Below are 25,781 nucleotides of genomic sequence, written 5' to 3'. Positions count from 1 at the left end.
TGGCGGACTGCCGGTCGGCGACACCTGTCGGTGCGTCGGGCCCCTCGGGCCGGGTCAGCGGCGCACGTCGACGACGACCCGACCCCGCACGGCGCCCTCGACGATGCGCGGTCCGTGCTCGACGACGTCGGCCAGCGCGATCTCGGTGGTCAGCCCGTCGAGCAGGTCGAGGTCGAGGTCGGACGCGAGCCGGCGCCACGCCTCGCGGCGCAGCTCGACGGGCGCGTCGACCGAGTTGACGCCCGCGAGCGTGACGTTCCGCAGGATGAACGGCAGCACGGTCGTCGGCAGGTCGCTGCCCTGGGCGAGGCCGCAGGCGGCGACCGTGCCGCCCCACGCCGTCTGCGCCAGCACGTTGGCGAGGGTGTGGCTGCCGACCGAGTCGACGCCCCCGGCCCAGCGGGCGGACTGGACCGGGCGGCCGGGCCCGGCCAGCTCGTTGCGGTCGACGACGGTCGAGGCGCCGAGCCCGGTCAGGTAGTCGCGCTGCTCGGCGGCACGACCCGAGGAGGCGGTGACCGAGTACCCGAGACCGCTCAGCAGCGCGATCGCCACCGACCCGACCCCGCCGGCCGCGCCCGTCACGACGACCTCGCCGTCGCCGGGGCGCACGTCGCGCTCGAGCCGGAGCACGCTGAGCATGGCGGTGAAGCCCGCGGTGCCGACGGCGGCCGCCTGGCGGGGCGAGATGCCCGGGGGCACGGCGACGAGCGACCCGCCGTCGACCACGGCCTGCTCGGCGAACCCGCCGTGCCGGCTCTCGCCGATGCCCGCCCCGTTCAGCAGGACCTGGTCGCCCGGCGACCAGTCCGCGGAGGACGACTCGGCGACCGTGCCGACGAGGTCGATGCCGGGCACCAGCGGAGCGGTCCGCACGATGCCCGGGTCGCCGGCCAGGGCCATCCCGTCCTTGTAGTTCAGGCTGGACCAGGCGACGTCGACGACGACGTCCCCCTCGCCCAGGAAGCCACGGTCGACCTGCTGCATCACAGCAGGTCGACCTTTCTCGGAGACCACGACGGCACGCATGCCGTCACGGTACGCGGCCCGCAGGTCGAGCGTCGAGCCTCGAGCTCCACGGGGCTAGCCGCCGGCTCCGAGCTCCCGGCGCCGAGCTGCCGGCTCCGAGCTCCTGGCCCCGCGGGCCGGCCGGCCTCAGGCCTGGTCGGCCGTCGCGCCGCCGGTCGAGCCGGTCGAGCCCGCCGAGCCCGCCGCGCCCGCCGCGCCGGTCGACCCGGTCGAGCCCGTCCTGCGGCCCGGCGTGACGGCGGACGCCCCGGCCTGACCGCCGAGGAACCCGCCCAGGGCGCTGACGAGGTCGAGCCCCGTGGTGGCCTTCACGACCTCCTGCAGCTGCGTCATGTTGTTCGCGACCGAGGTGGTGAGCTGGCCGGCGCCCTCGGTCGAGACGACCGTGAGGGCGTCGATGTTGCCCATCGGCGCGGCCATCTCGCGGGCGATGTCGGGCAGGCGCGAGATGACCTGCGACATGAGCGCCGCCTGGCCGAACTTGCCCTGCGCCTCGGCCAGGGCGTCGACCGCCTCGGCCTCGGCGAGGCCCTTGGCCTTGATCGCGGCGGCCTCGGCGCGACCGGCGGCCTCGACGGCGGCGGCCTCGTTCTCGGCGGCCGCACGGGCGGCGTCGGCCAGCTGGGTGCGGCGGAACGCCTCGGCCTCGACGGCCGCGTTCGCGGCGTCGCGCTCGGCCTCGGCGTTCTGCACGGCCGCGTAGGCCGCGGCCTCGGCGGGCTGGCGCACGTCGATGTTCAGGCGTTCCTGGTTCACCTTCGCCTGCTCGGCGACGGCGATGCTCTCCTGCTCGGCGACGAGCTTGTCCTGGGTGGCCCGGGCCAGCTCGCCGGCGGCCGACGCCTCGGCGTTCGCCCGGTCGGTCTCGGCCTTGATCTGCGCCTGGCGCACGTCGAGCTGCAGCTGGCGCTCGGCCGTCTGCTGGGTGTTGCCGATGCGCGCGAGGGCCGCGATGCGCTCCGCCTCCGCCTCGGCGACGTCGGCGTTCTGCTTCGCGACCGCCGCCTCCGCACGACCCCGGTCGGCCAGGTAGGTGCTGCCCGGCGTCTCGATCTCGCGGATGTTCATGGTCTCGATCTGCAGGCCGAGCTCGGCGAGCTCGCCCTTGGTCTCGTTGACCGCGTCGGCCGCGAGGCGCGAGAAGTTCTTGACGAGGTCGTCGACGGGCTGGCCGCCGATCAGGCCGCGGATCGACCCCTCGAGCGACTGCTGCACGATGACGGGCAGCTGCTGCTGCTGCAGCAGGTAGCGCTGGGCGGCCCGGCGCACGCCGTCCTCGGTGCCGGTCACCTTGAAGTTGACCGTGGCCTTGACCGCGGTGCGGATGTAGTTGGCGTCGATCGCCTGCACCTCGACCGGGGTCTGGTACTGCTCGAGGCTGAGCACGAAGCCCTCTTGGAAGATCGGCCAGACGAACGTGCGCCCGCCGATGATGACCTTCTGCGGGCTCGAGATGCCGCCGCCCTCGGAGCGCTCTGCCCCGCGGCCGACCACGATCAGGGCCTCGTTCGGCGGGACGCGGCGCACGCGGCTGGCGACGAACGACAGCAGGGCGAGCACGATGACCACGCCGACGATCACGGCGACGACGCTGGTGTTTCCGGAGATGAAGTCCACAGGGCTTCCTTTCGAGGGGCGGTGCGGGGCAGGGGACGAGGGGGCGGGCGGCGGGCCGCGCGCGGCAGGGGCGGGGGACGAGGAGGCGCGGGCCGGCCGCGCAGGATCAGCGGCGGTCGCCCTCGGCGTCGTCGGGCGCCACGGCCTCGACCCGCACGCGCGGCCCGGCCTCGGCCACCACCCGCACGCGGACGCCGCGGGCGATCGGCTCGTCGCTGACGGCGAGGCGCCGTTCGAGCTCGCGGACGTCGTCGAGCCGGACCTCGCCGCCGCTCGGCGTCGTCGCCTCGGTCGTCGTTCCGACGAACCCGACGGGCGACCAGTGGCCGCCGCTCTCGCGCCGGGTGACCCGGCGCACGAAGAGCTGCACGAGCACGAGCGCCGCCGCCGCGACGACCACGGAGAGCACGTACGTCCACACCGGGTCGAGACCGGCCTGGGTGGTCACGAGCCCCGCCAGGCCGAAGATCGACAGCGCGGCGCCGAGGGCGACGCCCGAGACGAGGCCGTCGCCGACGTCGAACAGGTCGAGCAGGTCGCCGACGACGATGCTGGCGAGGAGGAGGACGAGCCCGACCGCCCCCACGACGATGAACGTGATCATGGGTCGAGCCTGTCAGGTCGCGGCGCGCGGCGCATCGGCTGTGCGACGGACGAGGCCGCGGGCGACGACCCGGCCGGGCTGGGGAGGGACGACCGCGGGCTCAGCCGAAGAGGATCGCCGCCTCGTCGAAGCGCTGCTGGGGCACGGTCTTCAAGCTGTCCAGCGCCTCCTCGAACGACACGTGGACGATGTCGGTGCCGCGCAGGGCGACCATGCGCCCCCAGCGGCCCTCGACCACCGAGTCGCTGGCCGCCATGCCGAGCCGCGTCGCGAGCACGCGGTCGTAGGAGGTGGGGGTGCCGCCCCGCTGGATGTGCCCGAGGGTCGTCGCCCGGGTCTCGATGCCCGTGCGCTCCTCGATGATCGGGGCGAGGCGCTCGCCGATGCCGCCGAGGCGGGGCCGGCCGAACGCGTCGAGGCCCCGCTCGGAGTGCGCGTCGCTCTCGTGGTCGGGCACGAAGCCCTCGGCGACGACGACCAGGGGCGCGCGTCCGCGGTCGTAGGCCGACTGCACCCACGCCACGATCTGGTCCATGCTCGTCTTCTGCTCGGGGATGAGGATCGCGTGCGCGCCGGCGGCCATGCCCGAGTGCAGGGCGATCCAGCCCACGTGGCGGCCCATGACCTCGGCGACCATGCAGCGGCTGTGCGAGTCGCCGGTGGTGCGCAGGCGGTCCATGGCGTCGGTCGCGATCTGCACGGCCGTGTCGAAGCCGAAGGTGTAGTCGGTGGCGCCGAGGTCGTTGTCGACCGTCTTGGGCACGCCGACGATCTTGAGGCCGGCGTCGGTGAGGCGCTTCGCGGCCGCGAGGGTGCCCTCGCCGCCGATCGCCATGATGGCGTCGATGCCGAAGCGCTCGAGGTTCTCGCTGATGCGGTCGACGCCGCCGGCGCCCTCGAACGGGTTGGTGCGGCTCGTCCCGAGGATGGTGCCGCCCTGCTTGGCGATGCCCTGGATCTCCTTGCGGGTGAGCGGCATCACGTCGCCGTCGACGACGCCGCGCCAGCCGTCGCGGAACCCGACGAACTCCTGGCCGTGGATCTGCGTCCCCTTGAGCACCGCCCCTCGGATGACCGCGTTGAGTCCGGGGCAGTCGCCGCCGCTGGTGAGGATCCCTATCCGCATCGTGTCGCTCCGTCGCATGTCGGGCCCGGGTGCCGGGCCGAGGTGCGTCCCATCATGGCGCACGGACCCGCGTACTACCCTCGTCCCCATGACCGACCATCCCGCGCCGCGGCCGCCGTCGCCGTGGGCCAGGTTCGCCCGCCCCGCTCCCGGCGAGCAGCGCGGCCGGCCGGTCGTCGGTCCTCCGCCGCCCCTCCGGCAGGAGGCGCGGGCCGGCTGGGACGCCGGCTCCGGCCCCGAGGCGGCCTGGCCCCCCGTCGCGGCTCCGGCCACGTCGGACGAGGCGACCCTCTGGGCGCCGCAGCCGACCTCGGCCGGGGCGACCGACGCCTCCTGGGCCGGTCGTGCCGCCCCGAGCGGGCAGGGCTCGTACTTCGACTCGCTCGACGACGACGACTTCTGGGACAGCCGTCCCGACCGCGACGACGACCCCGGCCGCGGCCTGGCGATCGCCTCGGTCGTGTTCGGGGTCTTCGCCGCCCCGCTCGGCCTCGTCTTCGGGATCGTGTCGGCGGGCCGGTCGCGCCGGGCCGGCCACCCGCCGACGCTGGCCCTCGTGGGCATGGTCGTGTCGGGCGTCATGATCGTCGCCGGCCTCGTGTGGGGCATCTCGGCGATCGACTACGCGGTCCGGCTGTCGTCGACCTGCGCCCAGCTCGGGCCGGGCGAGTACGCCGACGCGGACGGCCGCCAGGTCACCTGCGACTGAGCCGGGTGCAGCGCACCACGCCCGGCGCACCGCGCCCGGCACCCGCCGGAGCGGGGCCTAGAGCTGGACGGTGCCGGTGTCGGCCACGTTCGACGGGTGCCCGCCGGTCAGCGCCGCCTTCGCGTACTTGACGAGCGTCACGGCCTTGGGCTCGTTGCTCACCCAGTACTCGGCCGTGTCGACGTCGACCTCGATCAGCGCGACGGTGGGGTCGTCGCGGCCCTCGTCGAACCAGGCCTCCGCGCCGGTCGACCAGAGGTCGTCGATCAGGGCCGCGTCGCGCGTGATCGACGCCTCGCCGGCGAGCGACAGCCAGCCCTTGCCGGTCTCGACCGCGACGTTGACCTGCGAGTGGGCCTTGATGTCGTCGACCTTCGGGGAGGGGTCGCGGGTGAAGAAGTAGACCTTGCCGTCGAACGCCCGGTCGACGAGGGCGAGGGGGCGGCTCACGAGGCGGCCGTGGCCGCTCCGGGTGGTCAGGATGCCGATGCGGCCGGCGTCGAGCACCTCGGCCACGCGGGCGATGTCGTTCGTCTCAGTCATGACGCGGAGAGTACGCCGCAGCGGAGGCGCGGGTCACGGTGACCACGCACCCGACGCTCACGGCACCCGGGCGCACATGCCCTAACATGGTGGATGTCAGACACGGGAGGAGGGGCGGTGCCCGTTCCGCACGACCGCCGGCCGGCCATCTCGCGCCGCCTGCAGAAGCACGAGGTGCAGGAGAAGATCCGCGCCGCCGTCGTGCGCGGCGACCTCGCGCCCGGGTCGAGGCTGCGCGACGCCGAGCTCGAGGCCTGGCTCGGGGTGTCGCGCACCCCCATCCGGACCGCCCTGGTGCGGCTCGAGACGGTGGGGCTCGTCGAGTCCGTGCCCCAGCGCTGGACGCGGGTCGCCCGGCCCCGGCCCTCGGTGGTGCCCGACCTCGTCGCGGCGCTCTGCGCCATCTGGCGCGACCTGCCCCGAGAGGGCCGGGGGCTGCTCCGGCCGGGGTCCGCCCGCGAGGTGCGCGGGCTGCTCGACCGGTGCTCGGCGTCGATCGAGTCGTTCCGCGCGGCGCCGCGACCCGGGGTCGACGAGTCCCGTGCGGTCGTCGACGCGTTCTTCGCCTGCGTCGCCCACTTCGAGGGCGACGACCTGCCCGCGGTCACCCGCGCCGTGCTCGGCGACCTGGGCGCGCGCCTGCGGCACCAGGCCGCCCTGCTGGGGCGTCGGCTCGAGACGGGCTCGTTGACGGTCTGCCTCGCCGAGGTCGACACGGCCGTCTCGACCGGCGACCCCCGTGCTCTGCAGGGCGCCCTCGACGGGCTCGCCCGGCGCACCGCGGTGGTCCGCCGTGCCCCGCAGGCGCCGCGACCGCCGTGGTGGCGCAGGTGAGCGACGGGGGCGCCGCCGGGCGGCGGTCGCTCAGCGACGACGTGTTCGGGGTGCTGCGCGACGCCGTGCTCGACGGCACCCTCGAGCCGGGCGAGCGGCTGCACGACGACGAGCTCGTCGCCTGGCTCGGCGTCTCGCGCACCCCGATCCGGAGCGCCCTCGACCGGCTGTGCGACGCCGGGCTCGTCGAGCTCTCGGCGAACCGGTACACGAGGGTGCGAGAGCCCGACCAGGCGTGGCTCGTCGGCAGCGCGGCCGCGGCGGCGGGCCTGCACCGGGCGGCGGCCGGCGTCCTGCCGGTGCTCGACGACGCCCGCGTCGACGCCGTGCTCGCCCGGCTGGCGGCGACGCGGCCCGTGGTGGCGCGCTCGGCGGCCGGGCCCGCGTCGCCGGCCGTGCTGCGCTGCGTCGGGGCCGCCGTCGGCGCCCTCGCCGCGTGGTCGCCCGGCGCCGTGCTGCGATCCGCGCTCGACGAGGCCGAGCTGCGGCTCGCCCACGGGCTGCGCTCGCGGCGCTGCGGCGTCGAGCTCGGCGCGTGGGACGCCTTCGTCGCGCGAGCCGAGGTGGCCCTGCGCGCTCGAGACGCCGTGGGGTGGAGCGAGGCCGTCGCCGAGCTCGCCCGCCGCGTCGTCGCGACCGCGACCACCGCCTCCGGTGCGGGCTGCGGCACGGCCGCCGACCCGGGGTCCGGCACGGCCGCCGACGCGGGCCCCGGCTCCTGGCCGGACCGGGCTGCCGGTCAGTAGGCGCCGACGGGCCGCAGCACGGCGCCGACGGTCTTGACGAGGATCAGCGGATCGGTCGTGGGCGTCCACCGGTGCACGTAGCCGAGGTCGAGGGCGATGCTCGTCTCCCAGTCGAGGTCGGAGCGCCCGCCGACCTGCCACGGCCCGGTCAGCCCGGGCAGCACGAGCAGGCGCCGACGGGCCACCTCGTCGTACTGGGCGACCTCGCGGGGCAGGGCCGGGCGCGGGCCGACCAGGCTCATGTCGCCGCGCAGCACGTTGACCAGCTGGGGCAGCTCGTCGACGGAGTACCGACGGATGACCCGGCCGACCCGGGTCACCCGAGGGTCGTCGTGCAGCTTGAAGAGCGGGCCGGCGCCGTCGTGCCGGTCGGTGAGCGGGTCGCGTGCCCCGGTGCTCATCGAGCGGAACTTGAGCATCGTGAACTCGTCGCCGTCGAGGCCGCAGCGCTGCTGGCGGAACAGCACGGGGCCCCGGCTGTCGAGCCGGACGGCCAGGGCCGTCACGAGCAGGAGGGGCGACAGGGCGAGCAGCAGCGCGAGCGACACGCAGACGTCGACGACCCGCTTGGCGCGGCGGGCCGCGGCGGCGCGGGCGGGGACCTCGACGAGGTGCTGCGGCGGGTGGGCGTCGCCCCGGTGGCGCCGGCCCGACTGCGACGGGGCGACGCGGTGGTCGACGGGCGCGACGGCGGACGGCCGGGCCGTCGTGGGCAGCGCGGCCGTCATCGGGCCACCGAGGTGGCGCGGGCGCGGAAGGCGGAGCCGTCGTACGAGAGCAGCGACGTCGTCTCGGCCACGGCCGGCACCACCTCGACGGCGCCCTGCAGGGCGGTGCGCCGCAGGGCGCCGGCCAGGGCGTCGGCCGTGCGGGGCCAGTCGCGGGCCTCGAGCGCGTCGCGCAGGCCGGCCAGCCTCGCCACCAGCGAGGGGCGCGACCAGTCGACGCTGAGGTGGCGGCACAGGAACGCGGCGCGGACGTCGAGCGGCTCGGCGGCCCGCCGGACGAGGGGGTTGCGGGCCAGGTCGAGGAACGCGCCGCTCGCCCGGACGATGCCCGTGCAGGTGGGGCCGGCGTCGAGCACCGACGCCAGGCGGTCGGCCCGGGCCCCGGCGCCCGCCGAGGCGGACCGGGGCAGCGTGCGGACGGCCTCGGCGTGGAGCACGCCGATCAGCTCGAGCGTGTCGAGCAGGTCGAGGACGTCGGCGGTCGCCACCCGGGTGTACCGGTTCGCCTCGATCTGCACGAGGTCGTGCGAGGACAGCCGCGCCAGGGCCTCTTTCACGGGCGTCTTCGAGACGCCGAGCCAGGTCGCGAGGTCGTCCTCGAAGAGGCGCTCGCCCGGGGTCAGGGTGCCGTCGACGATGGCGTCGCGGATGGTGTCGAAGGTCAGGTCGCGGAGCAGCCGTCGCGGGTGGCGAGCGGCGTAGACCGGCACGGGCATGTCTCCTCCAATGTGAAGCACACAAAATATCACACCGAGGAGGCGCGCGACAGGGGGCGTCGGAGGCGCGGGCTACCATCGCCGGGTGGTCCCTGAGGCGTCCGTCGACGCGCCCCCGCTGCGACCGGTCGAGACCGTCTACCGACCGGCGCGGCCCGTCGACGTCCGGGCGACCCTGCGCACCCTGGCCCGCGGCACGGGCGACCCGGCCTGGCGGGTCGAGGGCGACCGCGTCTGGCGTGCCGTGCGCACCCCGCACGGCGCCGGCACCCTCTGCCTGGTCGGCGGGCGCTCCGAGGTGCGCGCCGCCGCCTGGGGCCCGGGCGCCGAGTGGCTCGTCGACGGCGTGCCCGAGCTGCTGGGCGAGGGCGACGACTGGAGCGGCCTCGACGTGTCGGACAGCCCCTTCCTGAGCGAGGCCCGTCGACGGTCCCCGGGCCTCCGGCTCACCCGCACGCGACAGGTCGTCCAGGTGCTCGTGCCCGCCGTGCTCGAGCAGAAGGTGACGAGCACCGAGGCGTGGCGCGCCTGGCGCCAGCTGGTCCGGGCCCACGGCGAGCCCGCGCCGGGCCCCGCGCCCGCGGGGATGGTCGTCCCTCCGTCGGCCGAGACCTGGCGGCGCGTCCCGAGCTGGGAGTGGCACCGGGCGGGGGTGGGGCCGCAGCGGTCGGCGACCGTCATGCGGGTCTGTGCCGTCGCCTCCTCGCTCGAGCGCGTGGTCGGCCTGGGCCGGGGCGGGCCCGAGGTCGACGCCCGGCTGCGGTCGGTGCCCGGCGTGGGCGTGTGGACGGCCGCCGAGACGACGCAGCGCGCCCTCGGCGACGCCGACTCGCCGAGCGTCGGCGACTACCACCTCCCCGCGCTCGTCGGGTGGGCCCTCGTCGGGGCCCCCGTCGACGACGACGGCATGCTCGAGCTGCTCGAGCCGTATCGCGGCCACCGGGAGCGGGTCGTCCGGCTCATCTCGGCCAGCGGGTTCGCCAAGCCGCGCTTCGGGCCGCGCATGACGATCCAGGACCACCGCCGGCACTGAGCCGCCGGCGACGGCCCGGCGAGGGCGCGCGACGACCTGCCTAGGAGGCGCGGGTCGTCACCTCAGGGCGGGCGCCCGACCCGGCTCGGTCGGGCGACGCGTCGTCGCCGATCGCGTCGAGGACGCGTCGGGAGAACGACTCGAGCGTCGCGGCGTCGCCCTGCAGCGCCTCGACGAAGTAGCCGCGGATGGCGGCCGTGTGGCCCCGGGTGGCCGAGAGCATCGCGCGGCGCCCGCCGGGGGTGAGCTCGACCCAGGTGCCGCGCGCGTCGGAGGCGCACTCGGTGCGGCGCACGAGGCCGCGCTTCTCCATGCGGGTGACCTGGTGGCTGACGCGGCTCTTCTCCCAGCCGATCTGCTCGGCGATGTCGCGCACCCGGAGGCGGCGGTCGTCGCTGCGGCCGAGGCCCACGAGGATCTCGTACTCGGGGGCCGAGACGCCCGAGTCGGCGTGCAGGCGGAGCTCGAGGGCGCGGTCGAGCCGACGGCGCATCGAGTAGAAGGCGTCCCAGACGGCCCACTCGTCGTCGGAGAGCTGCTCGGCCATTCGCCCAGTGTAGGGACGGGGGTCCGGCCTATCCTCGACGCATGTCCGATGTGCGCGCCGCCGATCTCACCTCGCAGGTCGTCGACACGGTGCGGCGCTGGCTCGTCGTCGCCTCGACGGTGCCGGCCGACCCCGCGGCCGAGCGCTTCGCCGCCCTGCTGCGCGACCCCGACGGGCTCTCCTTCGCCGTCGCCTTCGCCGACCGCGTGGTGCGCCCCGACGACCCGGCGGTCGCCGCCCGGCAGCTCGACCGGCTCAGCCGCGACATGCCCGCCTCGCTGCCCTGGCACCTCCGGGCGGCCGTCGCGGCCGGGGGCGGCTTCGGGCCGCTCGCGCCGCGCACGGTCGTGCCCGTCGCCCGCGGCGCGCTCCGCCGTCTCGTCCAGCACCTCGTCGTCGACGCAGCCCCCGACAAGCTGGGCGCGGCCCTGGCCGTGATCGCCGCCGACGGCGCCCGCCTCGACCTCGTGCCGATCGGCGAGCCCGTGCTCGGCGAGGCCGGCGCCCGTCGCCGCCTCGCCGAGGTGCAGGCGCTGCTCGAGCGGGCCGACGTCTCGCACGTGTCCGTCCCCGTCGCCTCCGTCGTGGGCACCGGCGCCGCGTGGGGCGCCGACGAGCGCGCCGCGGCGGCCGTCGAGGCGCTCGCGCCGCTCTACGAGCGGGCGCTCGCGTCCGACCCCCCGAAGACGATCGACCTCGAGGTCGGCGAGCACCGGCACCTCGACCTCGCCATCGACGTCTTCACCCGGCTGCTCGACCAGCCGCACCTGGCCGACCTCGAGGCCGGCATCGAGATCCAGGCGCACACGCCCGACGCGCTGGCGTCCCTGCAGCTGCTCACCGACTGGGCGCGCGGCCGCGTCGCGCGCGGCGGCGCCCCGATCCGGGTGCGGCTGACGGTCGGCGCCGGCGCCGCGCTCGAGGTCGTCGACGGCGTCGTGCACGACTGGCCCGTGTCCGCCCACGCCTCGCGGGCCGAGGCCGACGCGGCGCTGCTGCGCGTGCTCGACGAGGCGCTGCGGCCCGTCGCGGCCGAGTTCGCCCACCTCGGGCTCGTCACCGACGACCCGTTCGTCGTGGCCCACGCCTGGACCCTGGCCAAGCGGCGCGAGGTGACGCAGCACCTCACGGTCGAGATGCCGCTCGGCACGCCCCGCGGGCTGCTGCGGGCCGTGCGCGCCGAGCTCGGCGACCTCGTCGTCCGCACGCCCGTCGTGCGGCACGGCGACCTCGAGGCGGCCGCCGACCACGTCGTCCGCCACCTCGCCGAGGTCGCGGCCCCCGGGTCGCCCACCGCCGCCGCGGCCGACCTCGCCCCCGAGGGGGCCGCCTTCGACCGTGAGCACCAGCGCTACCTCGAGGCGGTCGCCGCCGCCGAGGCGGCCGTCGACGACGAGGTCCCGCCCCCGGCCCGACGACAGGACCGCTCGCGGCCCCACCTGGCGACGGCCGACCTCGACCTCGACGGCTCGCTCGCGTTCCGCAACGAGCCCGGCACCGACCCGGGGCTCGAGGGCAACCGGGCGTGGGCCCGCCGCGTGCTGGCCGCCTCGCGGCGCTCCGTCGCGGGCGTCGAGACGATCGAGGCGGCCGAGCTCGACGGGCCCGGCGCGGTCGAGGACGTCGTCGCCGCGGCCGCCCAGGCCGGCGCCGCGTGGGGCCGCGAAGACCCCGCCACGCGGGCCGAGCTGCTCGAGCTGGCGGCCGACGGCCTCGCGCGGCAGCGGGCCACGCTGATCGAGGTGCTCGTGAGCGAGACCGGCGCCGTGCTCGACGACGCCGACCCCGAGGTCAGCGCGGTCGTCGACTCGGCGCGGCACCACGCCGGCCTCGCGCGCGGCGTCGCCGGCGTGACCGGGGCCCGGCACGCGCCTCCTCGGCTCACCGTCGTCCTGCCCTCGTGGCGCACGCCGCTCGTCTCGGCCGCCGAGCCCGTCCTCGCGGCGCTCGCCGCGGGCAGCGCCGTCGTGCTCGCCCCCGCCCGAGAATCGCGCCGCACCGCCGCCGTGCTCGCCGAGGTGCTCTGGGGCGCCGGCGTGCCGCGGGCGCTGCTGGTGCTCGCCGACCTCGACCTCGACTCCGACGCGGGCCGCCTGCTGGTGACGCACCCGGCCGTCGACCGGGTGCGCCTGACGGGGTCGCTCGGGCAGGCGACGCAGCTGCGCTCGTGGCGCCCCGACCTCGAGCTCGTCGCCGACGTGCCCGTCGCCGCCGTCGCGGTCGTGACCCCGAGCGCCGACGCCGACCTCGCGGCCGCCGACCTCGCCGCCGGTGCCTTCCGCTTCGCGGGGCAGGCCCCGTCCGCCTCGCGCACCGCGGTGCTCGTCGGGTCGGTGGCGCGCTCCGAGCGGTTCCGACGCCAGCTCGTCGACGCCGTCGCCAGCCTCCGGGCCGGCTGGCCCGACGACCCCACGACCCAGGTCGGCCCGCTGGTCGACCCGGCCGAGGGCGCCGTGCTCGAGGCGCTCACCGTCCTCGCGCCCGGCGAGAGCTGGCTCGTCGAGCCGCGCCGCCTCGACGACGACGGCGGGCTCTGGTCGCCCGGCATCAAGGCCGGCGTCACGCCCGAGGCCGCCGCGCGCACGGCCGCCGCGCCGGCGCCGGTGCTCTGCCTCGTCGAGGTCGCCGACCTCGACGCCGCCGTCGACGTGCAGGATTCGTCGTGCGCCGGCGGCTCGGCCGCGCTGCACAGCCTCGACGTCGACGAGGTCGACACGTGGCTGCGGCGCGTGCGCGCCGGATCGCTGGTCGTGGGGCGCGCGACGTCGCCGCTGGTGGTCCGCCGCCGTCCCGCCGCCGGGTGGGGCCGGGCGGTCGTGGGGCCCGCGGTCGCCCCCGGCGGTCCCGACGGCGTGCTGGCGCAGGGCTCGTGGTGGCGGCTGCCCCGCGAGCCGCACCCGTCGCTGCGCCTGACGGGCGTGCCCGACGTCGTGGTGCCCGTGATCGAGGCCGCGAGGTCGGCCCTCTCGTTCGAGCAGTTCGACCGGGTCCGGGCGGGCGCCGTGAGCGACGAGCGCGCGTGGCAGGCCCACGTGGGCGTCGCGCACGACGACTCCGACCTCGGCGTCGAGCGCGACGTGCTGCGCTACCGGCCCCGGCCCGTGCTGCTGCGGCTGTCGTCCGACGCCGACCTGTCCGACCTCGTCCGCCTCGTCGTGGCCGCGGCCCGGGTGCGGGCGCCGATCACGATCAGCTCGGCCGTCCCGGTGCCCGCGTCGCTCGTGCAGCTGCTGCACTCGTCCGCGTCGCCGATGCGGGTGGGGGCCGTCGTGGTCGAGAGCGACCAGGCGTTCCTGGCCCGCGCCTCCGCGGGTCTGCTGCAGGCCGCCGAGGCCGGGCACGAGCTCGACGACCTGAGCCTCCTGGCGCGCGCCACGGGCTCGACCGACCCCGCCGCCCAGGTCGAGGGCGACGACGACGGCGCCGCGCCGGCTCCCGACGAGGCCGCGGTGGCGCGCTACCGCGACCTGCACGTGCGGCTCGTCGGCGGCGACCGCCGGGCCCTGGCCCGCGCGGTCGGGGGCAGCGTCGACGTGGTCGTGCACGCGGGCGACGTCACCGACGAGGGGCGCGTCGAGCTGCTGCCGTTCGTGCGCGAGCAGAGCGTGGCCGTGACCGTGCACCGCTCGGGCCTGGTCGACCCCGAGCTGCGCGACCTGCGGATCTGACGGGCGTCAGGCCGTCCGGCGGCTGATCAGCTTGGACAGGACGATCGCGCTGCGGGTGTGGTCGACGTTGGGGGCGTTGCGCACCCGCTCGAGCGCCTCTTCGAGGGAGGGGATGTCGCGGCTGCGCATGTGCACGATGGCGTCGGCGCTGCCGGTCACGGTGCCGGCGTCGACGACCTCGGGCACGGTGCTGAGGATGCGCTGCAGCTCGGCCGGCGAGACCGTGCCACGGCAGAACAGCTCGACGAACGCCTCGGTGCCCAGGCCCTCGACGGCGGGGTCGACCTGGACGGTGAAGCCCCTGATCACCCCGTCGGCGACGAGGCGGTCGACGCGGCGCTTGACCGCCGAGGCGCTCAGGCCGACCGACGAGCCGATGTCGCCGTAGCCCGCACGGGCGTTCTGCCGGAGCAGGTCGATGATGCCGTAGTCGAGGTTGTCCACATCGGGCACTCTACGCTACATTCTTGCGTAGGAGGCGCCTCCTGCGCACATTCATTGCGTACAGAGCGCCCATGGTGCGTGGACTGCGTGTGACACTGGCTCTCGTGAGCATCGCCGCCGAGACCGTCCAGCCCTCTGCCGAGGGCAGCCAGCCGCCGACCCGGCGCCCGTCGCACCGCAGCGTGCTGATGTGCCGACCGGACCACTTCACCGTCAGCTACCGCATCAACCCCTGGATGGACCCGCAGGTGCCGACCGACACGTCGCGCGCCGTCGCCCAGTGGGAGTCACTCTACGAGACCTACCTCGGGCTCGGCTTCGACGTGCAGCTGATCGACCCGCTGCCCGGCCTGCCCGACATGGTCTACTCGGCCAACGGCGGCTTCGTGCTCGACGGCAAGGCCTACGGGGCGAGCTTCACCTACCCGCAGCGTCAGCCCGAGGGCCCGGCGTACATGGACTGGTTCGCCGAGGCCGGCTTCGACGTGGTCGTGCCCGAGGAGGTCAACGAGGGCGAGGGCGACTTCCTGCTCGTCGGCGACGTCGTGCTCGCGGGCACCGGCTTCCGCAGCGCCTCCGACTCGCACGCCGAGGTGGCGCGGGTGTTCGGCCGCGAGGTGGTCGGCCTCACCCTGGTCGACCCGAGCTTCTACCACCTCGACACGGCGATCGCCGTGCTCGACCCCGAGCCCGTCGACGGGCGGCACACCATCGCCTACCTCGAGAGCGCCTTCGACGAGCCGTCGCTGGCCGTGCTGCGCGAGCGGTTCCCGGACGCGGTGCTCGTCAGCCAGGAGGACGCCTCCATCCTCGGCCTGAACTCGTACAGCGACGGGTACAACGTCGTCATCGCCGCGGCCGCCACCGGCTTCGAGCGTCAGCTGCGCGAGCGCGGCTACAACCCGATCGGCGTCGACCTGTCCGAGCTGCTGCTCGGCGGGGGCGGCGTGAAGTGCTGCACCCTGGAGCTGCGACGATGACGACCGCGACGACCACCGCCTCCTCGTCCACCGCCTCCTCGTCCACCGACGCGGCGATCGCCGTCGAGGACGCCTCGCTGGCGCACAACTACCACCCGCTGCCCGTCGTCGTCTCGACGGCCGACGGCGCCTGGGTCACCGACGTCGAGGGGCGCCGGTACCTCGACTGCCTCGCCGCCTACTCGGCCGTGAACTTCGGCCACGGGCACCCCGTGCTCGTGGCGGCGGCGCGCGAGCAGCTCGACCGGGTCACCCTGACCAGCCGGGCGTTCCACAACGACCAGCTCGGGCCCTTCGCCGCCGAGCTCGCGGCGCTGCTCGGCAAGCAGATGGTGCTGCCGATGAACACCGGCGCCGAGGCCGTCGAGTCGGGCATCAAGGTCGCCCGGGCCTGGGGCTACCGCGTCAAGGGCGTGCGGCCCGGCGCCGCGAAGATCGTCGTCGCGGCCGGCAACTTCCACGGGCGCACGACGACCATCATCAGCTTCTCCGACGACGAGGAGGCGCGGGCCGACTTCGGTCCCTACACCCCCGGGTTCGTCACGGTGCCGTACGGCGACGCCGACGCGCTCGAGGCCGCGATCGACGACGACACGGTCGCGGTGCTGATCGAGCCGATCCAGGGCGAGGCCGGCGTCGTCGTGCCGCCGGAGTCGTACCTGCCCGAGGTGCGGCGCATCACGCGCGAGCGCGGCGTGCTGTTCATCGCGGACGAGATCCAGTCGGGGCTCGGCCGCACCGGGGCCACCGTCAGCTGCGACCTCGTCGGGGTCGTGCCCGACCTCTACCTGCTCGGCAAGGCGCTCGGCGGCGGCATCGTGCCCGTCAGCGCCGTCGTCGGCGACCGCGACGTGCTCGGGGTGCTGCGCCCCGGCGAGCACGGCTCGACGTTCGGCGGCAACCCGCTCGCCGCCGCGGTCGGACTCGCGGTGGTGCGGATGCTCGCGACCGGCGAGTGGCAGGAGCGCGCGTCGCGCCTCGGCGCCCGCCTCCGTGACGGCCTCGAGGCCCTGGTGGGCTCCGGCATCGTGACCGTGCGCGGGGCCGGCCTCTGGATGGGCGTCGACATCGACCCCGCCGTGGGCACCGGGCGCGAGGTCTGCGAGGAGCTCATGCGCCGCGGCGTGCTCGCGAAGGACACCCACGGCGCCACCATCCGGCTCGCGCCCCCGATCGTCATCACCGAGGACGAGGTCGACGAGCTGGTCGGCACGCTCGGCGCGGTGCTCGCGGACCTGCGGCGGGGCTGAGCGGTCCCGGTGCCGGTGCCGCTGCCCGTGCCGGGGCTGGCCGTGTCGGTGCTGGCCCTGCCGCCGTCGCCGTCGCCGCTCAGCCGCGGCCGGTGGGCGTGACGAAGAGGTAGACGACGCTGCGCGCCGTGCGGTGCTCCTGCGCGTTCGTGAAGCCGAGGGCGCCGAGGGTGGTGCGCTCGGAGTCGTCGAGCGCGTCGGTCTGCAAGCGCGCGATCCACAGGCGGTCGACGCCGGCCAGGCGCTCGCGCAGGGCGGCGGCGTCGTCCGGATCTTCGAGGTCGAGGGTCGAGTCGGTGAAGAGGCCGTCGGGGATCCCGCTGCTGACGAACGCGACGTCCTCGAGGTCGTCGAAGCGCTGGGGGTAGGCGTACAGCGCCTGACGGGGCCGCGTCGACACCGTGCCCGTGGCGTCGAGCAGGAACGCGTCGCCGGGCCGGGCCTGGCTCTCGACGTAGCTCGACAGCTGTGCCAGGTCGGCGCCGCCGCCCTTCGACGCGGGCAGCCGCTGGGCCACCCAGGTCGGCGCGGAGGCCGCGACGAGCAGCCCGACGAGCGCGAGGCTCACCCAGCGTCGGCGGAAGCCCGTGACGGCCACCGCGAGCAGCAGCGCCATGCCGGGCGACGACCACGTCACGATGCGGGCCTGGTAGACCGGCGACAGCACGACGCCGAGCACGAGCATGAGCCCGGTCGGCAGGGCCACCCAGAGGGCGCCGAGCAGCACGACGCTGCCGGGCGTGCGCGACCGGTCGCGGAGGCGCGTGCCGAGCAGGATCAGCAGCACGACGGCCACGACCGCCCAGGCCACCGAGGTCGCGAACCACGGCTCGACCAGCACGCTGAACCAGGTCACCTCCGACCCGGTCGAGGGGTCGTCGGCGGTGAGCAGTCGGGAGCGCTCGGCGAGCACGGTGCCGATCACCGGCGCGGACGCGAGCAGGGCGCCGCCGGTCGAGATCGACCAGCCGAGGAGGCGGTGGCGGGCTCCCCGACGTCGGCGCTGCGCCGGCGCCAGCACGAGGAACGTGCCGTGGACGACGACGATCAGGCCGAGGGGGACGAAGGTGACGATCGCCGCGGCGAGGGCCGCCCCGTAGCCGACCCACCACCTCCTCTGGTGTCGTCGCGACGCGACCAGGACGAGGACGGTCAGCCACACGGCGACCGCTGCCGTCAGGGCGTAGGGGCGCGCCTCCGTCGCCTCGAGGGTGAGGCGGGGCAGGACGGCGGAGATGCCGGCGGCCAGCAGCGCCGTGCGGCGGTCGGTGAGCATGCGCACCAGCACGAGCACGCCCGCGGCGGAGACCCCCACGGCGACGGCGCTCGGCAGGCGCGTGACGAAGGTGCTCTCGCCGAGCAGGCCCGTCCAGAGGTGCATGAAGAGGTAGTAGGCGCCGTGGACGAGGTCGCGCTGGTCGACGAACGCGAGCAGCTCGGGCAGGGGGAGGCGCGCGGCCTGGAGGGTGGTGGCCTCGTCGCTCCAGTACGAGGGCACCCACGCCGCCGTGAGGCCGACGACGAGGGCCGCGACGCCCGCGAGCACGGGGTCGAGCCACCGGCTGCGCGGGTGCGCGACGGCCGGGTCGTGGCCGATGCTCACGCGGCCTCGCCGGTCGGGGCGGAGGCGGCCGGTGCCTTAAAGAACACAGGCCCCGCCGGCGCGGGGCCCCCCGTCGTGGAGAACTGTGTGGCTGGACACGGCATCGATCCGTGGACCTTTCGATATTCAGCCAGAACGGCGGAGGACGTCGTGGTGCCGGGGCGGATGCCTAGAGCGTATCGTCCCGAGCGTCCTCCTGGGGCAGCCGGAGGCGACTGGCGGGAGGCCCCGGGGCGGGACGCAGCGCACGCTCAGTCGCACGAGGCCCCTCGGGTGCCCGGGAAAAGAAGAAAGCCCCCGGTTCGATCCCGGGGGCTTCTCAACGTGGCTGGACGCGGCGTCGATCCGCGGACCTTTCGATTTTCAGTCGAACGCTCTACCAACTGAGCTACCCAGCCGTGGAGACCAGCTCGCGGAGCTGACCCCTCGAAGGGACGTGCCCTCCAGGCGAGTGACTCGCCTTGGCGACCCTGACCGGACTTGAACCGGCGACCTCCGCCGTGACAGGGCGGCGCGCTAACCAACTGCGCTACAGGGCCAAACTTGTGTTGCTGGTGATGCTACCCGGACCTGGGCCGAAGGAGAAACCGGAGCTTCTCTGTCGGACCGTGACCCCAACGGGATTCGAACCCGTGCTGCCGCCGTGAAAGGGCGGTGTCCTAGGCCACTAAACGATGGGGCCGAGTGATCCGTGAAGGACCACAGGCAACCGAGGAGCAAGCATACAGACGAGAGCCCCGTCGCGCAAAACGTCCTCGTCCGCTCCGTGCCGGGCCCGTGCCGGGCCCGTGCGCGGCCGACGCCGCGGCCGCGTCCCGAGCGGCGGCCGCCGCGACTCGCCGCACCGCGCGACCTGCTGGCGGGTCGGCGCAGCGCCGTCTACCTTCGACCTGTAGTCCACGGTTCGTCGGTCGCGAGATCGGCGCCCCGGACGGACGGCCCGGGCCTCCCGGGCGAGCTCGACCTCGTGCACGACGAAATCGGAACCTCGATGACCTCCACCCGCACCTCCCGCCGCGACCGCGCCTCCTCGGCCCTCGCCCTGCCGTCGGGCCCGCGTGCCGGCCGGCTCGCGGCCGCCCTCGCCGCCGTCGCCCTGCTGGTGACCGCCGGGGTCGCGTCGCCGCAGGCCGCGCAGGCCGCCGACTACCCGTCGTGGGCGGACGTGCAGGCGGCACGGGGCAACACGACGGCGAAGCAGGGCGAGATCGACTCGCTGCAGGCTCTCCTCACGCAGCTCGACGCCGACCTGGACGCCAAGAACGAGGACGCCCGCCAGAAGGGCGACGCCCTGCAGACGGCGCAGACCGCCTACGACGACGCGCAGTTCCGCACCGCGCAGCTGCAGACCCAGGCCGACGACGCCGCGAAGGTCGCCGCCGCCAGCGAGGAGCGAGCGGGGCAGCTCGCCGCACAGCTCGGCCGCTCGGGCGGCAACGACGGCATCAGCAGCAGCCTGATCGCCGACCCGGGCGACGCCGGGCAGCTGCTCTACAAGCTCGGCGCGATGAGCAAGCTCACCGAGCAGGCCGACGGCATCTACTCGCAGGCCACGCAGGACAGGAACACCGCCCAGTCGCTCAGCGACCAGGCGGCCGTCGCCGCCGCCGCCCTCGAGGAGCTCGCCGACCAGGCGCGCGTCGCCCTGGCCGCGGCCAACGACGCCGCGCAGGCGGCCGCCGACGCGCTCGCCGAGCAGGAGGAGAACAAGAACCGCCTGGAGGCGCAGCTCGCGGTGCTGCAGCAGGACCTGCAGACCACCGAGGCCGAGTTCCAGGCCGGCGAGGAGGCGCGCAAGGCAGCCGAGGCAGCCGCCGCGGCCGAGGCGGCCAAGTACGGCAGCCCCACGAACGGCACCCCCGCCGGCGTCATCTCGAGCTCGGGCTGGACCCGCCCCTCGGGAGGCAACGTCGTCAGCGGCTTCGGCATGCGGGTGAACCCCGTCACGCACGTGTACATCCTGCACGCGGGCACGGACCTCGCCGCGGCCTGCGGCACGCCGATCTTCGCCGCGACCTCGGGCACCGTGACCTACGCCGGCTGGATGGGCGGCTACGGCAACTTCGTCCAGGTCGACCACGGCGGCGGCGTCAGCACCGGCTACGGGCACCAGGTCAACGGCGGCATCATGGTGTCGGTCGGCCAGCACGTCGAGGTCGGCCAGCGCATCGGCACCGTCGGCTCGACCGGCAACTCGACCGGGTGCCACCTGCACTTCGAGACCCGCCAGGGCGGGGTCGCGACCGACCCGGTGCCGTTCATGTCGGCGCGCGGCATCCGCCTCTAGCCCGTCTGCCAGCCCGGCGGCCGCGGCGGGCGGGCCCGGCTGGGTGCCTGCGCCTCCCCGGGTCTCAGCCCGCGCCTCCTTCGGTGCTCTCGTCGTTCAGGAACCGGGCGGTCGGTTCTCCTGGACGGTGCACGGTTCAGGAACCTGGGTCCCTGTGTCGCGCCGGGTCAGGACACGAGTTCCTGAATGAGGGAGCTGGGGGAGCCGGGGGCAGGGGACGGACGACAGAGGGCCCGACGCTGGTGCGTCGGGCCCTCTGTCATGCGGGGGTGCGGGGGTCAGTGGCCCTCGTCCGCGAGCTTGCGGATGCCGGCCTCGACGATGGCCTCGGCCTCGGCGGCGTCGCCCCAGCCCTCGGTCTTGACCCACTTGCCGGGCTCGAGGTCCTTGTAGTGCTCGAAGAAGTGCTCGATCTCCTTGCGGAGGTGCTCGGGCACGTCGGTGACGTCCTGGATGTGCTCCCAGCGCGGGTCCTTCGCGGGGACCGCGATGACCTTGGCGTCGCTGCCGCCGTCGTCGGTCATGTTGAACACGCCCACGGGACGGACCTCGACGCCGACGCCCGGGAACAGCGGGTAGTCGAGCAGCACGAGCACGTCGACGGGGTCGCCGTCGAGGCCCAGCGTGTTCTCGAAGAAGCCGTAGTCGGTCGGGTAGACGAAGCCGGTGAAGAGCACGCGGTCGAGGTAGACGCGGCCCGTCTCGTGGTCGACCTCGTACTTGTTGCGGCTTCCCTTGGGGATCTCGATCACGGCGTCGTACGCGGCCATGGCTGCTCCTGGTTCAGTCTCGGGGGCACGCCGACCAGGCTGGTCGGCGGCTGCCGGTAACGTTACAAGATGCCCGAGAGACCGCGCCTGACCCCTGCCGTGGCCGACGTCCGCCGAGCCGTCCGCGCCTCCCTCGCCGACCTCGCGCAGGGCGAGCTCGTGCTCGTCGCGCTCAGCGGGGGCGCCGACTCGCTGGCGCTCGCGGCCGCGACGGCCTTCGAGGCGCCGCGGGCGGGGCTGACCGCCGGGGCCGTCGTCGTCGACCACGGCCTGCAGCCCGGGTCGGCCGACGTCGCGGCCGCCGCAGCCGCGGCCGCCACGGCGCTCGGGCTCGCCCCCGTCGTCGTGCGCCGGGTCGAGGTGGGCGTCGACGGCGGGCCCGAGGCCGCGGCCCGCACGGCCCGCTACGCGGCCCTCGAGGCGGTCGCCGCCGAGACCGGCGCCGTCGCCGTGCTGCTCGGGCACACCCTCGACGACCAGGCCGAGACGGTGCTGCTCGGCCTCGCCCGGGGCAGCGGGCCCACCAGCCTGCAGGGCATGGACGCGGCGTCGGGGCGGTGGCGACGGCCGCTGCTGGTGGTCCGGCGGGAGGCGACCCGCGCCTCCTGCGCCGACCTCGGCCTGACGCCGTGGGACGACCCGCACAACGACGACCCCTCCTATGCCCGGGTGCGCGTGCGCACGACGGTGCTTCCCGTGCTCGAGCGCGAGCTGGGGCCGGGCGTCGCCGAGGCGCTCGTCCGCACCGCGGCGCAGCTGCGCGAGGACTCGGCCGCGCTCGACCACTTCGCCGAGGAGCAGGCCGAGGAGGTGGCCGACCACGCCGAGGCCGGCATCTCGCTCGACGTCCGGTCGCTGGCGTCGAACCCCGCCGCGCTGCGGCAACGGCTGATCCGCCTGGCCGTCGAGAGCGAGTTCGCCGTGACCCTCAGCCGGGCGCAGACCCTCGAGGTCGCACGGCTCGTCACCGACTGGCACGGGCAGGGGGCGGTGTCCCTGCCGGGCGTTACAGTTGTGCGCACCGGAGGCGCGCTGCACTTCGCCGCGACCGCCGCCTCCTGAGGCCCGCATCCCGACCCTGCACCCACGACTGGAGAACGCCCGACCATGGAACTCAGCGACATCGAGAGCGACCTGACCAGCGTCCTGTACACCGAGCAGCAGATCCACGACGCGATCGCCGAGGTGGCCCGTCGGGTCGAGGTCGACTACGCCGGTCGCGAGCCGCTGCTGGTCGGGGTGCTCAAGGGCGCCGTGATGGTCATGGCCGACTTCGCGCGCGAGCTCAAGCTCAACGCGCAGATGGACTGGATGGCCGTCTCGTCGTACGGCTCGGGCACCAAGTCGTCGGGCGTCGTGCGCATCCTCAAGGACCTCGATACCGACCTGCACGGCCGCGACGTCATCATCGTCGAGGACATCATCGACTCGGGGCTCACGCTCTCGTGGCTGCTCGAGAACCTCAAGAGCCGGGGCGCCGCCTCCGTCGAGATCTTCGCGCTGCTGCGCAAGCCCGAGGCCGCCAAGGTGCACGTCGACGTCAAGTACGTCGGCTTCGAGATCCCCAACGAGTTCGTCGTCGGCTACGGCCTCGACTTCGCCGAGAAGTACCGCAACCTGCGCGGCGTCGGGGTGCTCGCGCCCCACGTGTACAGCTGAGCCGGGCCGGGCCGGGCCGGGCCTGGCCGGGCCTGGGCCGGGCTGCCGGGCCGGGCGTGGCCTGGCCTGGCCCCGGGGCACCCCAGTACGGGAGCGGGCAGCCCGCTATGAGCGAACACCCACCGGGCCCCGAGGCGGCCCGTTGTAGCCTTTCGCTCACGTTCTTCCTGCAGAAAGGTGCCGGGCGTCGCCCGTACTGACATGGACTTCAAGAAACTCTTCCGCGGACCGATCATCTACATCGTGATCGCGGTGATCGGCATCGGCATCGGCTGGAGCGTCATCAGCGCCTCCGGCACGACCCAGGTGTCGACGCAGGAGGGGCTGAAGGCCCTGAGCGACGACAAGGTCGCGTCGGCCACGATCTTCAGCAACGAGCAGCGCGTCGACCTCGTCCTCAAGGACGGCGACGCGCACGAGCAGTTCTACTACTCGACGCCCCGCGGCGACGAGGTCGTCACCGCGGTGAACGACGCCAACCTCAAGGACTTCGACGACACCGTCACGCAGACCAGTTGGTTCGTGTCCCTGCTGAGCGTGCTGCTGCCCTTCCTCATCATCGGCGTCATCTTCTGGTTCCTCCTGTCGTCCATGCAGGGAGGCGGCAGCAAGGTCATGCAGTTCGGCAAGTCGAAGGCGAAGCTCGCCTCGAAGGAGACGCCGCAGGTGATGTTCACCGACGTCGCCGGCGCGGACGAGGCCATCGAGGAGCTCGAGGAGATCAAGGAGTTCCTCAAGGAGCCCGCGAAGTTCCAGGCCGTCGGCGCTCGCATCCCCAAGGGCGTGCTGCTGTACGGCCCTCCCGGCACCGGCAAGACCCTGCTCGCGCGCGCCGTCGCCGGCGAGGCGGGCGTGCCGTTCTTCTCCATCTCGGGCTCCGACTTCGTCGAGATGTTCGTCGGCGTCGGCGCCAGCCGCGTGCGCGACCTCTTCGAGCAGGCCAAGCAGAACTCGCCCGCCATCATCTTCGTCGACGAGATCGACGCGGTCGGCCGCCACCGCGGCGCCGGCGTCGGCGGCGGCAACGACGAGCGCGAGCAGACCCTCAACCAGCTGCTGGTCGAGATGGACGGCTTCGACGTCAAGACCAACGTCATCCTCATCGCCGCGACGAACCGTCCCGACGTGCTCGACCCGGCGCTGCTGCGCCCCGGTCGCTTCGACCGCCAGATCGGCGTCGACGCCCCCGGCCTCGACGGCCGCAAGCAGATCCTCGAGGTGCACGGCAAGGGCAAGCCCCTCTCCGCGTCGGTCGACCTGGCCGTGCTGGCCCGCAAGACGCCCGGCTTCACCGGTGCCGACCTGGCCAACGTGCTCAACGAGGCCGCGCTGCTCACGGCGCGCTCGAACGCCCAGCTGATCGACAACCGGGCCCTCGACGAGGCCGTCGACCGCGTCATGGCCGGCCCCCAGCGCCGCAGCCGCATCATGAACGACCACGAGAAGCTCATCACCGCGTACCACGAGGGCGGCCACGCCCTCGCGGCGGCGGCGATGCGCCACACCGACCCCGTGACGAAGATCACGATCCTGCCCCGTGGCCGCGCCCTCGGCTACACGATGGTGCTCCCTCTCGAGGACAAGTACTCGGTCACCCGCAACGAGCTGCTCGACCAGCTCACCTACGCCATGGGCGGCCGCGTCGCGGAGGAGCTCGTGTTCCACGACCCGACCACGGGCGCCTCGAACGACATCGAGAAGGCCACCGGCACCGCCCGCAAGATGGTCACCGAGTTCGGCATGAGCAACAAGGTCGGCTCGGTCAAGCTGGGCCAGGGCTCGGGCGAGCAGTTCATGGGCCGCGACATGGGCCAGCGCGACTACTCCGAGACCATCGCCGAGACGGTCGACGCCGAGGTGCGCGTGCTGCTCGAGCAGGCGCACGACGAGGCCTGGGCCGTCATCAACGACAACCGCGACATCCTCGACCACCTAGCCGCCGAGCTCCTGGAGAAAGAGACCCTCGACCACGACGAGCTGGCCGAGATCTTCAAGGACGTCAAGAAGCTGCCCGAGCGCCCGCAGTGGCTGTCGAGCGACAGGCGCCCCGTGTCGGACCGTCCCGCCATCCCCATGCCGACCAAGGCGCCCGTCGACGCCGCGGCGGTCGACGGCGGCGTGGGCTCCGAGCCCGAGGAGAAGCCCACGCGCCAGCGTCCCCCGCGCACCACGCCCGGCATCGCCACGGCGTAGGCGCACCCCCCGGTCCGGGCGGCGCGCGGTGCTCGCCCGGATCGGTAGCCTTGCCTCTCGACCCGTGGCCCCGACCGGAGGAACTGCCTCGTGACCGACTCGCCGCCCGACGGAGCGCACCGCTCCCCGGCCGCCCCGTCCGAGCCGCACGTCTGGAAGCGCCCGCGGGGTCGCGAGAGGTACCCCGACCCGGTCGTCGTCGACGCGACTCCTCCGGCCAGCGCCCCCGCCGCCGGGGCGGAGCGCCGCCTCGCCCTCTCGCTCGACGAGCGCGCCGCCGTGCGGCCCCCGGCCCAGCTGCCCCCGGTGACGCACACGCCCGCGACGCAGACGCCGGCCACGCAGAGCCCCGCCGCGCGCACGCCGGCCGAGCAGACACCTGGCGCGCGCACGCCCGCCGTGCAGACACCAGCAGCACAGACGCCATCAGCGCCGACGCCCGCAGCGCAGGCCTCACCGTCGGCCACACGCGAGCACCCGCCCGTGCCGACGCCGCCCACGGGCGCCCGCCCCGGCGTCCCTCCCGCCGTCGCGCCCCGCACGTCGGCCACGCCTGCTCCGGCGGCCGCGTCCGGGCACCTGGGCGGGCGGCGCCTGGTCGTCGGCGGACGCTACGAGGGGCCCCTGCCCGACGTCGACGCGACGCGCACGCGCGCGGGTTCGCACGCCGCCGCCGGCCTCGTCGACGCCGCGAC

Annotated in this window: 22 protein-coding genes and 3 tRNA genes; 11 read left to right on the top strand and 14 right to left on the bottom strand. The window is 74.9% G+C overall.

What is annotated here, in order from left to right; genetic code table 11:
• Positions 1-54: 54 nt before the first annotated feature.
• The 4 genes from FHR78_RS10415 to FHR78_RS10400 all read right to left on the bottom strand — a co-directional run bounded on the left by FHR78_RS10415 (position 55) and on the right by FHR78_RS10400 (position 4,376).
• A complete protein-coding gene (locus FHR78_RS10415; protein WP_166760411.1) occupies positions 55-1,029 on the bottom strand; it encodes an MDR family oxidoreductase in 975 nt (324 codons plus the stop codon).
• A 126-nt stretch (positions 1,030-1,155) separates the two neighbouring features.
• Positions 1,156-2,646, bottom strand: a complete 1,491-nt coding sequence (locus FHR78_RS10410; protein WP_166760410.1) for an SPFH domain-containing protein — start codon at positions 2,644-2,646, stop codon at positions 1,156-1,158.
• Between the two features lie 106 nt (positions 2,647-2,752).
• Positions 2,753-3,250: a hypothetical protein gene (locus FHR78_RS10405; RefSeq protein ID WP_166760409.1), complete on the bottom strand. Its 498-nt coding sequence runs from the start codon at positions 3,248-3,250 to the stop codon at positions 2,753-2,755.
• A 100-nt stretch (positions 3,251-3,350) separates the two neighbouring features.
• Positions 3,351-4,376 carry a 6-phosphofructokinase gene (locus FHR78_RS10400; protein WP_166760408.1) on the bottom strand — a complete coding sequence of 342 codons (1,026 nt, stop codon included), beginning with the start codon at positions 4,374-4,376 and terminating at the stop codon, positions 3,351-3,353.
• A gap of 88 nt (positions 4,377-4,464) precedes the next feature.
• Between FHR78_RS10400 and FHR78_RS10395 the strand changes: the two genes are divergently transcribed.
• Positions 4,465-5,085: a hypothetical protein gene (locus FHR78_RS10395; protein ID WP_166760407.1), complete on the top strand. Its 621-nt coding sequence runs from the start codon at positions 4,465-4,467 to the stop codon at positions 5,083-5,085.
• 57 nt (positions 5,086-5,142) lie between these two features.
• On the opposite strand, the gene FHR78_RS10390 is transcribed toward FHR78_RS10395, so the two are convergent.
• On the bottom strand, positions 5,143-5,628 hold the full coding sequence (locus FHR78_RS10390) for a pyridoxamine 5'-phosphate oxidase family protein (protein WP_166760406.1): 486 nt from the start codon (positions 5,626-5,628) through the stop codon (positions 5,143-5,145).
• A gap of 117 nt (positions 5,629-5,745) precedes the next feature.
• Here FHR78_RS10390 and FHR78_RS10385 point away from each other — a divergent pair, with 117 nt between their 5' ends.
• Together FHR78_RS10385 and FHR78_RS10380 are read left to right on the top strand one after the other, a co-directional pair.
• Complete coding sequence (locus tag FHR78_RS10385) at positions 5,746-6,462, top strand: GntR family transcriptional regulator (RefSeq protein ID WP_347878140.1); 717 nt, start codon at positions 5,746-5,748, stop codon at positions 6,460-6,462.
• On the top strand, positions 6,459-7,208 hold the full coding sequence (locus FHR78_RS10380; RefSeq protein ID WP_208393204.1) for a GntR family transcriptional regulator: 750 nt from the start codon (positions 6,459-6,461) through the stop codon (positions 7,206-7,208). The genes FHR78_RS10385 and FHR78_RS10380 overlap by 4 nt, the downstream gene beginning before the upstream one ends.
• On the opposite strand, the gene FHR78_RS10375 is transcribed toward FHR78_RS10380, so the two are convergent.
• Together FHR78_RS10375 and FHR78_RS14880 are read right to left on the bottom strand one after the other, a co-directional pair.
• Positions 7,202-7,936 (bottom strand): sugar transferase, encoded by a 735-nt coding sequence (locus FHR78_RS10375; RefSeq protein ID WP_166760404.1) that lies wholly within the window; start codon positions 7,934-7,936, stop codon positions 7,202-7,204. The genes FHR78_RS10380 and FHR78_RS10375 overlap by 7 nt on opposite strands.
• On the bottom strand, positions 7,933-8,652 hold the full coding sequence (locus tag FHR78_RS14880) for a GntR family transcriptional regulator (protein WP_208393059.1): 720 nt from the start codon (positions 8,650-8,652) through the stop codon (positions 7,933-7,935). The genes FHR78_RS10375 and FHR78_RS14880 overlap by 4 nt, the downstream gene beginning before the upstream one ends.
• Before the next feature lie 85 nt (positions 8,653-8,737).
• Between FHR78_RS14880 and FHR78_RS10365 the strand changes: the two genes are divergently transcribed.
• Positions 8,738-9,685 carry a DNA-3-methyladenine glycosylase family protein gene (locus FHR78_RS10365; RefSeq protein WP_347878139.1) on the top strand — a complete coding sequence of 316 codons (948 nt, stop codon included), beginning with the start codon at positions 8,738-8,740 and terminating at the stop codon, positions 9,683-9,685.
• A gap of 40 nt (positions 9,686-9,725) precedes the next feature.
• Here the strand turns inward: FHR78_RS10365 and FHR78_RS10360 are convergent, their stop codons facing one another.
• Positions 9,726-10,232 (bottom strand): MarR family winged helix-turn-helix transcriptional regulator, encoded by a 507-nt coding sequence (locus FHR78_RS10360; RefSeq protein WP_166760403.1) that lies wholly within the window; start codon positions 10,230-10,232, stop codon positions 9,726-9,728.
• Between the two features lie 41 nt (positions 10,233-10,273).
• On the opposite strand from FHR78_RS10360, the gene FHR78_RS10355 reads away from it, so the two are divergent.
• Positions 10,274-13,900 (top strand): proline dehydrogenase family protein, encoded by a 3,627-nt coding sequence (locus FHR78_RS10355; protein WP_166760402.1) that lies wholly within the window; start codon positions 10,274-10,276, stop codon positions 13,898-13,900.
• A 6-nt stretch (positions 13,901-13,906) separates the two neighbouring features.
• Here FHR78_RS10355 and FHR78_RS10350 read toward each other — a convergent pair whose 3' ends face one another.
• Positions 13,907-14,344: an Lrp/AsnC family transcriptional regulator gene (locus FHR78_RS10350; RefSeq protein ID WP_166760401.1), complete on the bottom strand. Its 438-nt coding sequence runs from the start codon at positions 14,342-14,344 to the stop codon at positions 13,907-13,909.
• A 110-nt stretch (positions 14,345-14,454) separates the two neighbouring features.
• On the opposite strand from FHR78_RS10350, the gene ddaH reads away from it, so the two are divergent.
• Positions 14,455-15,324, top strand: a complete 870-nt coding sequence (gene ddaH, locus FHR78_RS10345) for a dimethylargininase (RefSeq protein WP_347878180.1) — start codon at positions 14,455-14,457, stop codon at positions 15,322-15,324.
• Complete coding sequence (gene rocD / locus FHR78_RS10340; protein WP_166760399.1) at positions 15,321-16,574, top strand: ornithine--oxo-acid transaminase; 1,254 nt, start codon at positions 15,321-15,323, stop codon at positions 16,572-16,574. The genes ddaH and rocD overlap by 4 nt, the downstream gene beginning before the upstream one ends.
• 79 nt (positions 16,575-16,653) lie before the next feature.
• Here the strand turns inward: rocD and FHR78_RS10335 are convergent, their stop codons facing one another.
• The 4 genes from FHR78_RS10335 to FHR78_RS10320 form a co-directional block, all read right to left on the bottom strand.
• Positions 16,654-18,177, bottom strand: a complete 1,524-nt coding sequence (locus FHR78_RS10335) for a glycosyltransferase family 39 protein (RefSeq protein ID WP_166760398.1) — start codon at positions 18,175-18,177, stop codon at positions 16,654-16,656.
• A gap of 325 nt (positions 18,178-18,502) precedes the next feature.
• A tRNA-Phe gene (locus tag FHR78_RS10330) sits at positions 18,503-18,575 on the bottom strand.
• A 64-nt stretch (positions 18,576-18,639) separates the two neighbouring features.
• A tRNA-Asp gene (locus FHR78_RS10325) sits at positions 18,640-18,716 on the bottom strand.
• A 70-nt stretch (positions 18,717-18,786) separates the two neighbouring features.
• A tRNA-Glu gene (locus tag FHR78_RS10320) sits at positions 18,787-18,859 on the bottom strand.
• A gap of 309 nt (positions 18,860-19,168) precedes the next feature.
• Between FHR78_RS10320 and FHR78_RS10315 the strand changes: the two genes are divergently transcribed.
• Positions 19,169-20,464 carry a M23 family metallopeptidase gene (locus FHR78_RS10315; protein ID WP_166760397.1) on the top strand — a complete coding sequence of 432 codons (1,296 nt, stop codon included), beginning with the start codon at positions 19,169-19,171 and terminating at the stop codon, positions 20,462-20,464.
• Positions 20,465-20,742: 278 nt separating this feature from the next.
• On the opposite strand, the gene ppa is transcribed toward FHR78_RS10315, so the two are convergent.
• Positions 20,743-21,234, bottom strand: coding sequence for an inorganic diphosphatase (gene ppa, locus FHR78_RS10310; RefSeq protein WP_166760396.1), 492 nt, complete (start codon positions 21,232-21,234; stop codon positions 20,743-20,745).
• Between the two features lie 69 nt (positions 21,235-21,303).
• Here ppa and tilS point away from each other — a divergent pair, with 69 nt between their 5' ends.
• The 3 genes from tilS to ftsH all read left to right on the top strand — a co-directional run bounded on the left by tilS (position 21,304) and on the right by ftsH (position 25,086).
• Positions 21,304-22,296: a tRNA lysidine(34) synthetase TilS gene (gene tilS, locus FHR78_RS10305; protein WP_166760395.1), complete on the top strand. Its 993-nt coding sequence runs from the start codon at positions 21,304-21,306 to the stop codon at positions 22,294-22,296.
• A 45-nt stretch (positions 22,297-22,341) separates the two neighbouring features.
• Positions 22,342-22,893 (top strand): hypoxanthine phosphoribosyltransferase, encoded by a 552-nt coding sequence (gene hpt, locus FHR78_RS10300; RefSeq protein ID WP_166760394.1) that lies wholly within the window; start codon positions 22,342-22,344, stop codon positions 22,891-22,893.
• A 201-nt stretch (positions 22,894-23,094) separates the two neighbouring features.
• Positions 23,095-25,086, top strand: coding sequence for an ATP-dependent zinc metalloprotease FtsH (gene ftsH, locus FHR78_RS10295; RefSeq protein ID WP_166760393.1), 1,992 nt, complete (start codon positions 23,095-23,097; stop codon positions 25,084-25,086).
• The last annotated feature ends 695 nt before the right edge of the window (positions 25,087-25,781 follow it).

The organism is Frigoribacterium faeni (assembly GCF_011761235.1).
In the GTDB taxonomy this organism is placed as follows: Bacteria; Actinomycetota; Actinomycetes; order Actinomycetales; family Microbacteriaceae; genus Frigoribacterium; species Frigoribacterium faeni_A.
Note: the sequence above shows the minus strand (reverse complement) of the source record. Positions and strands in the feature narration are given on the sequence as shown.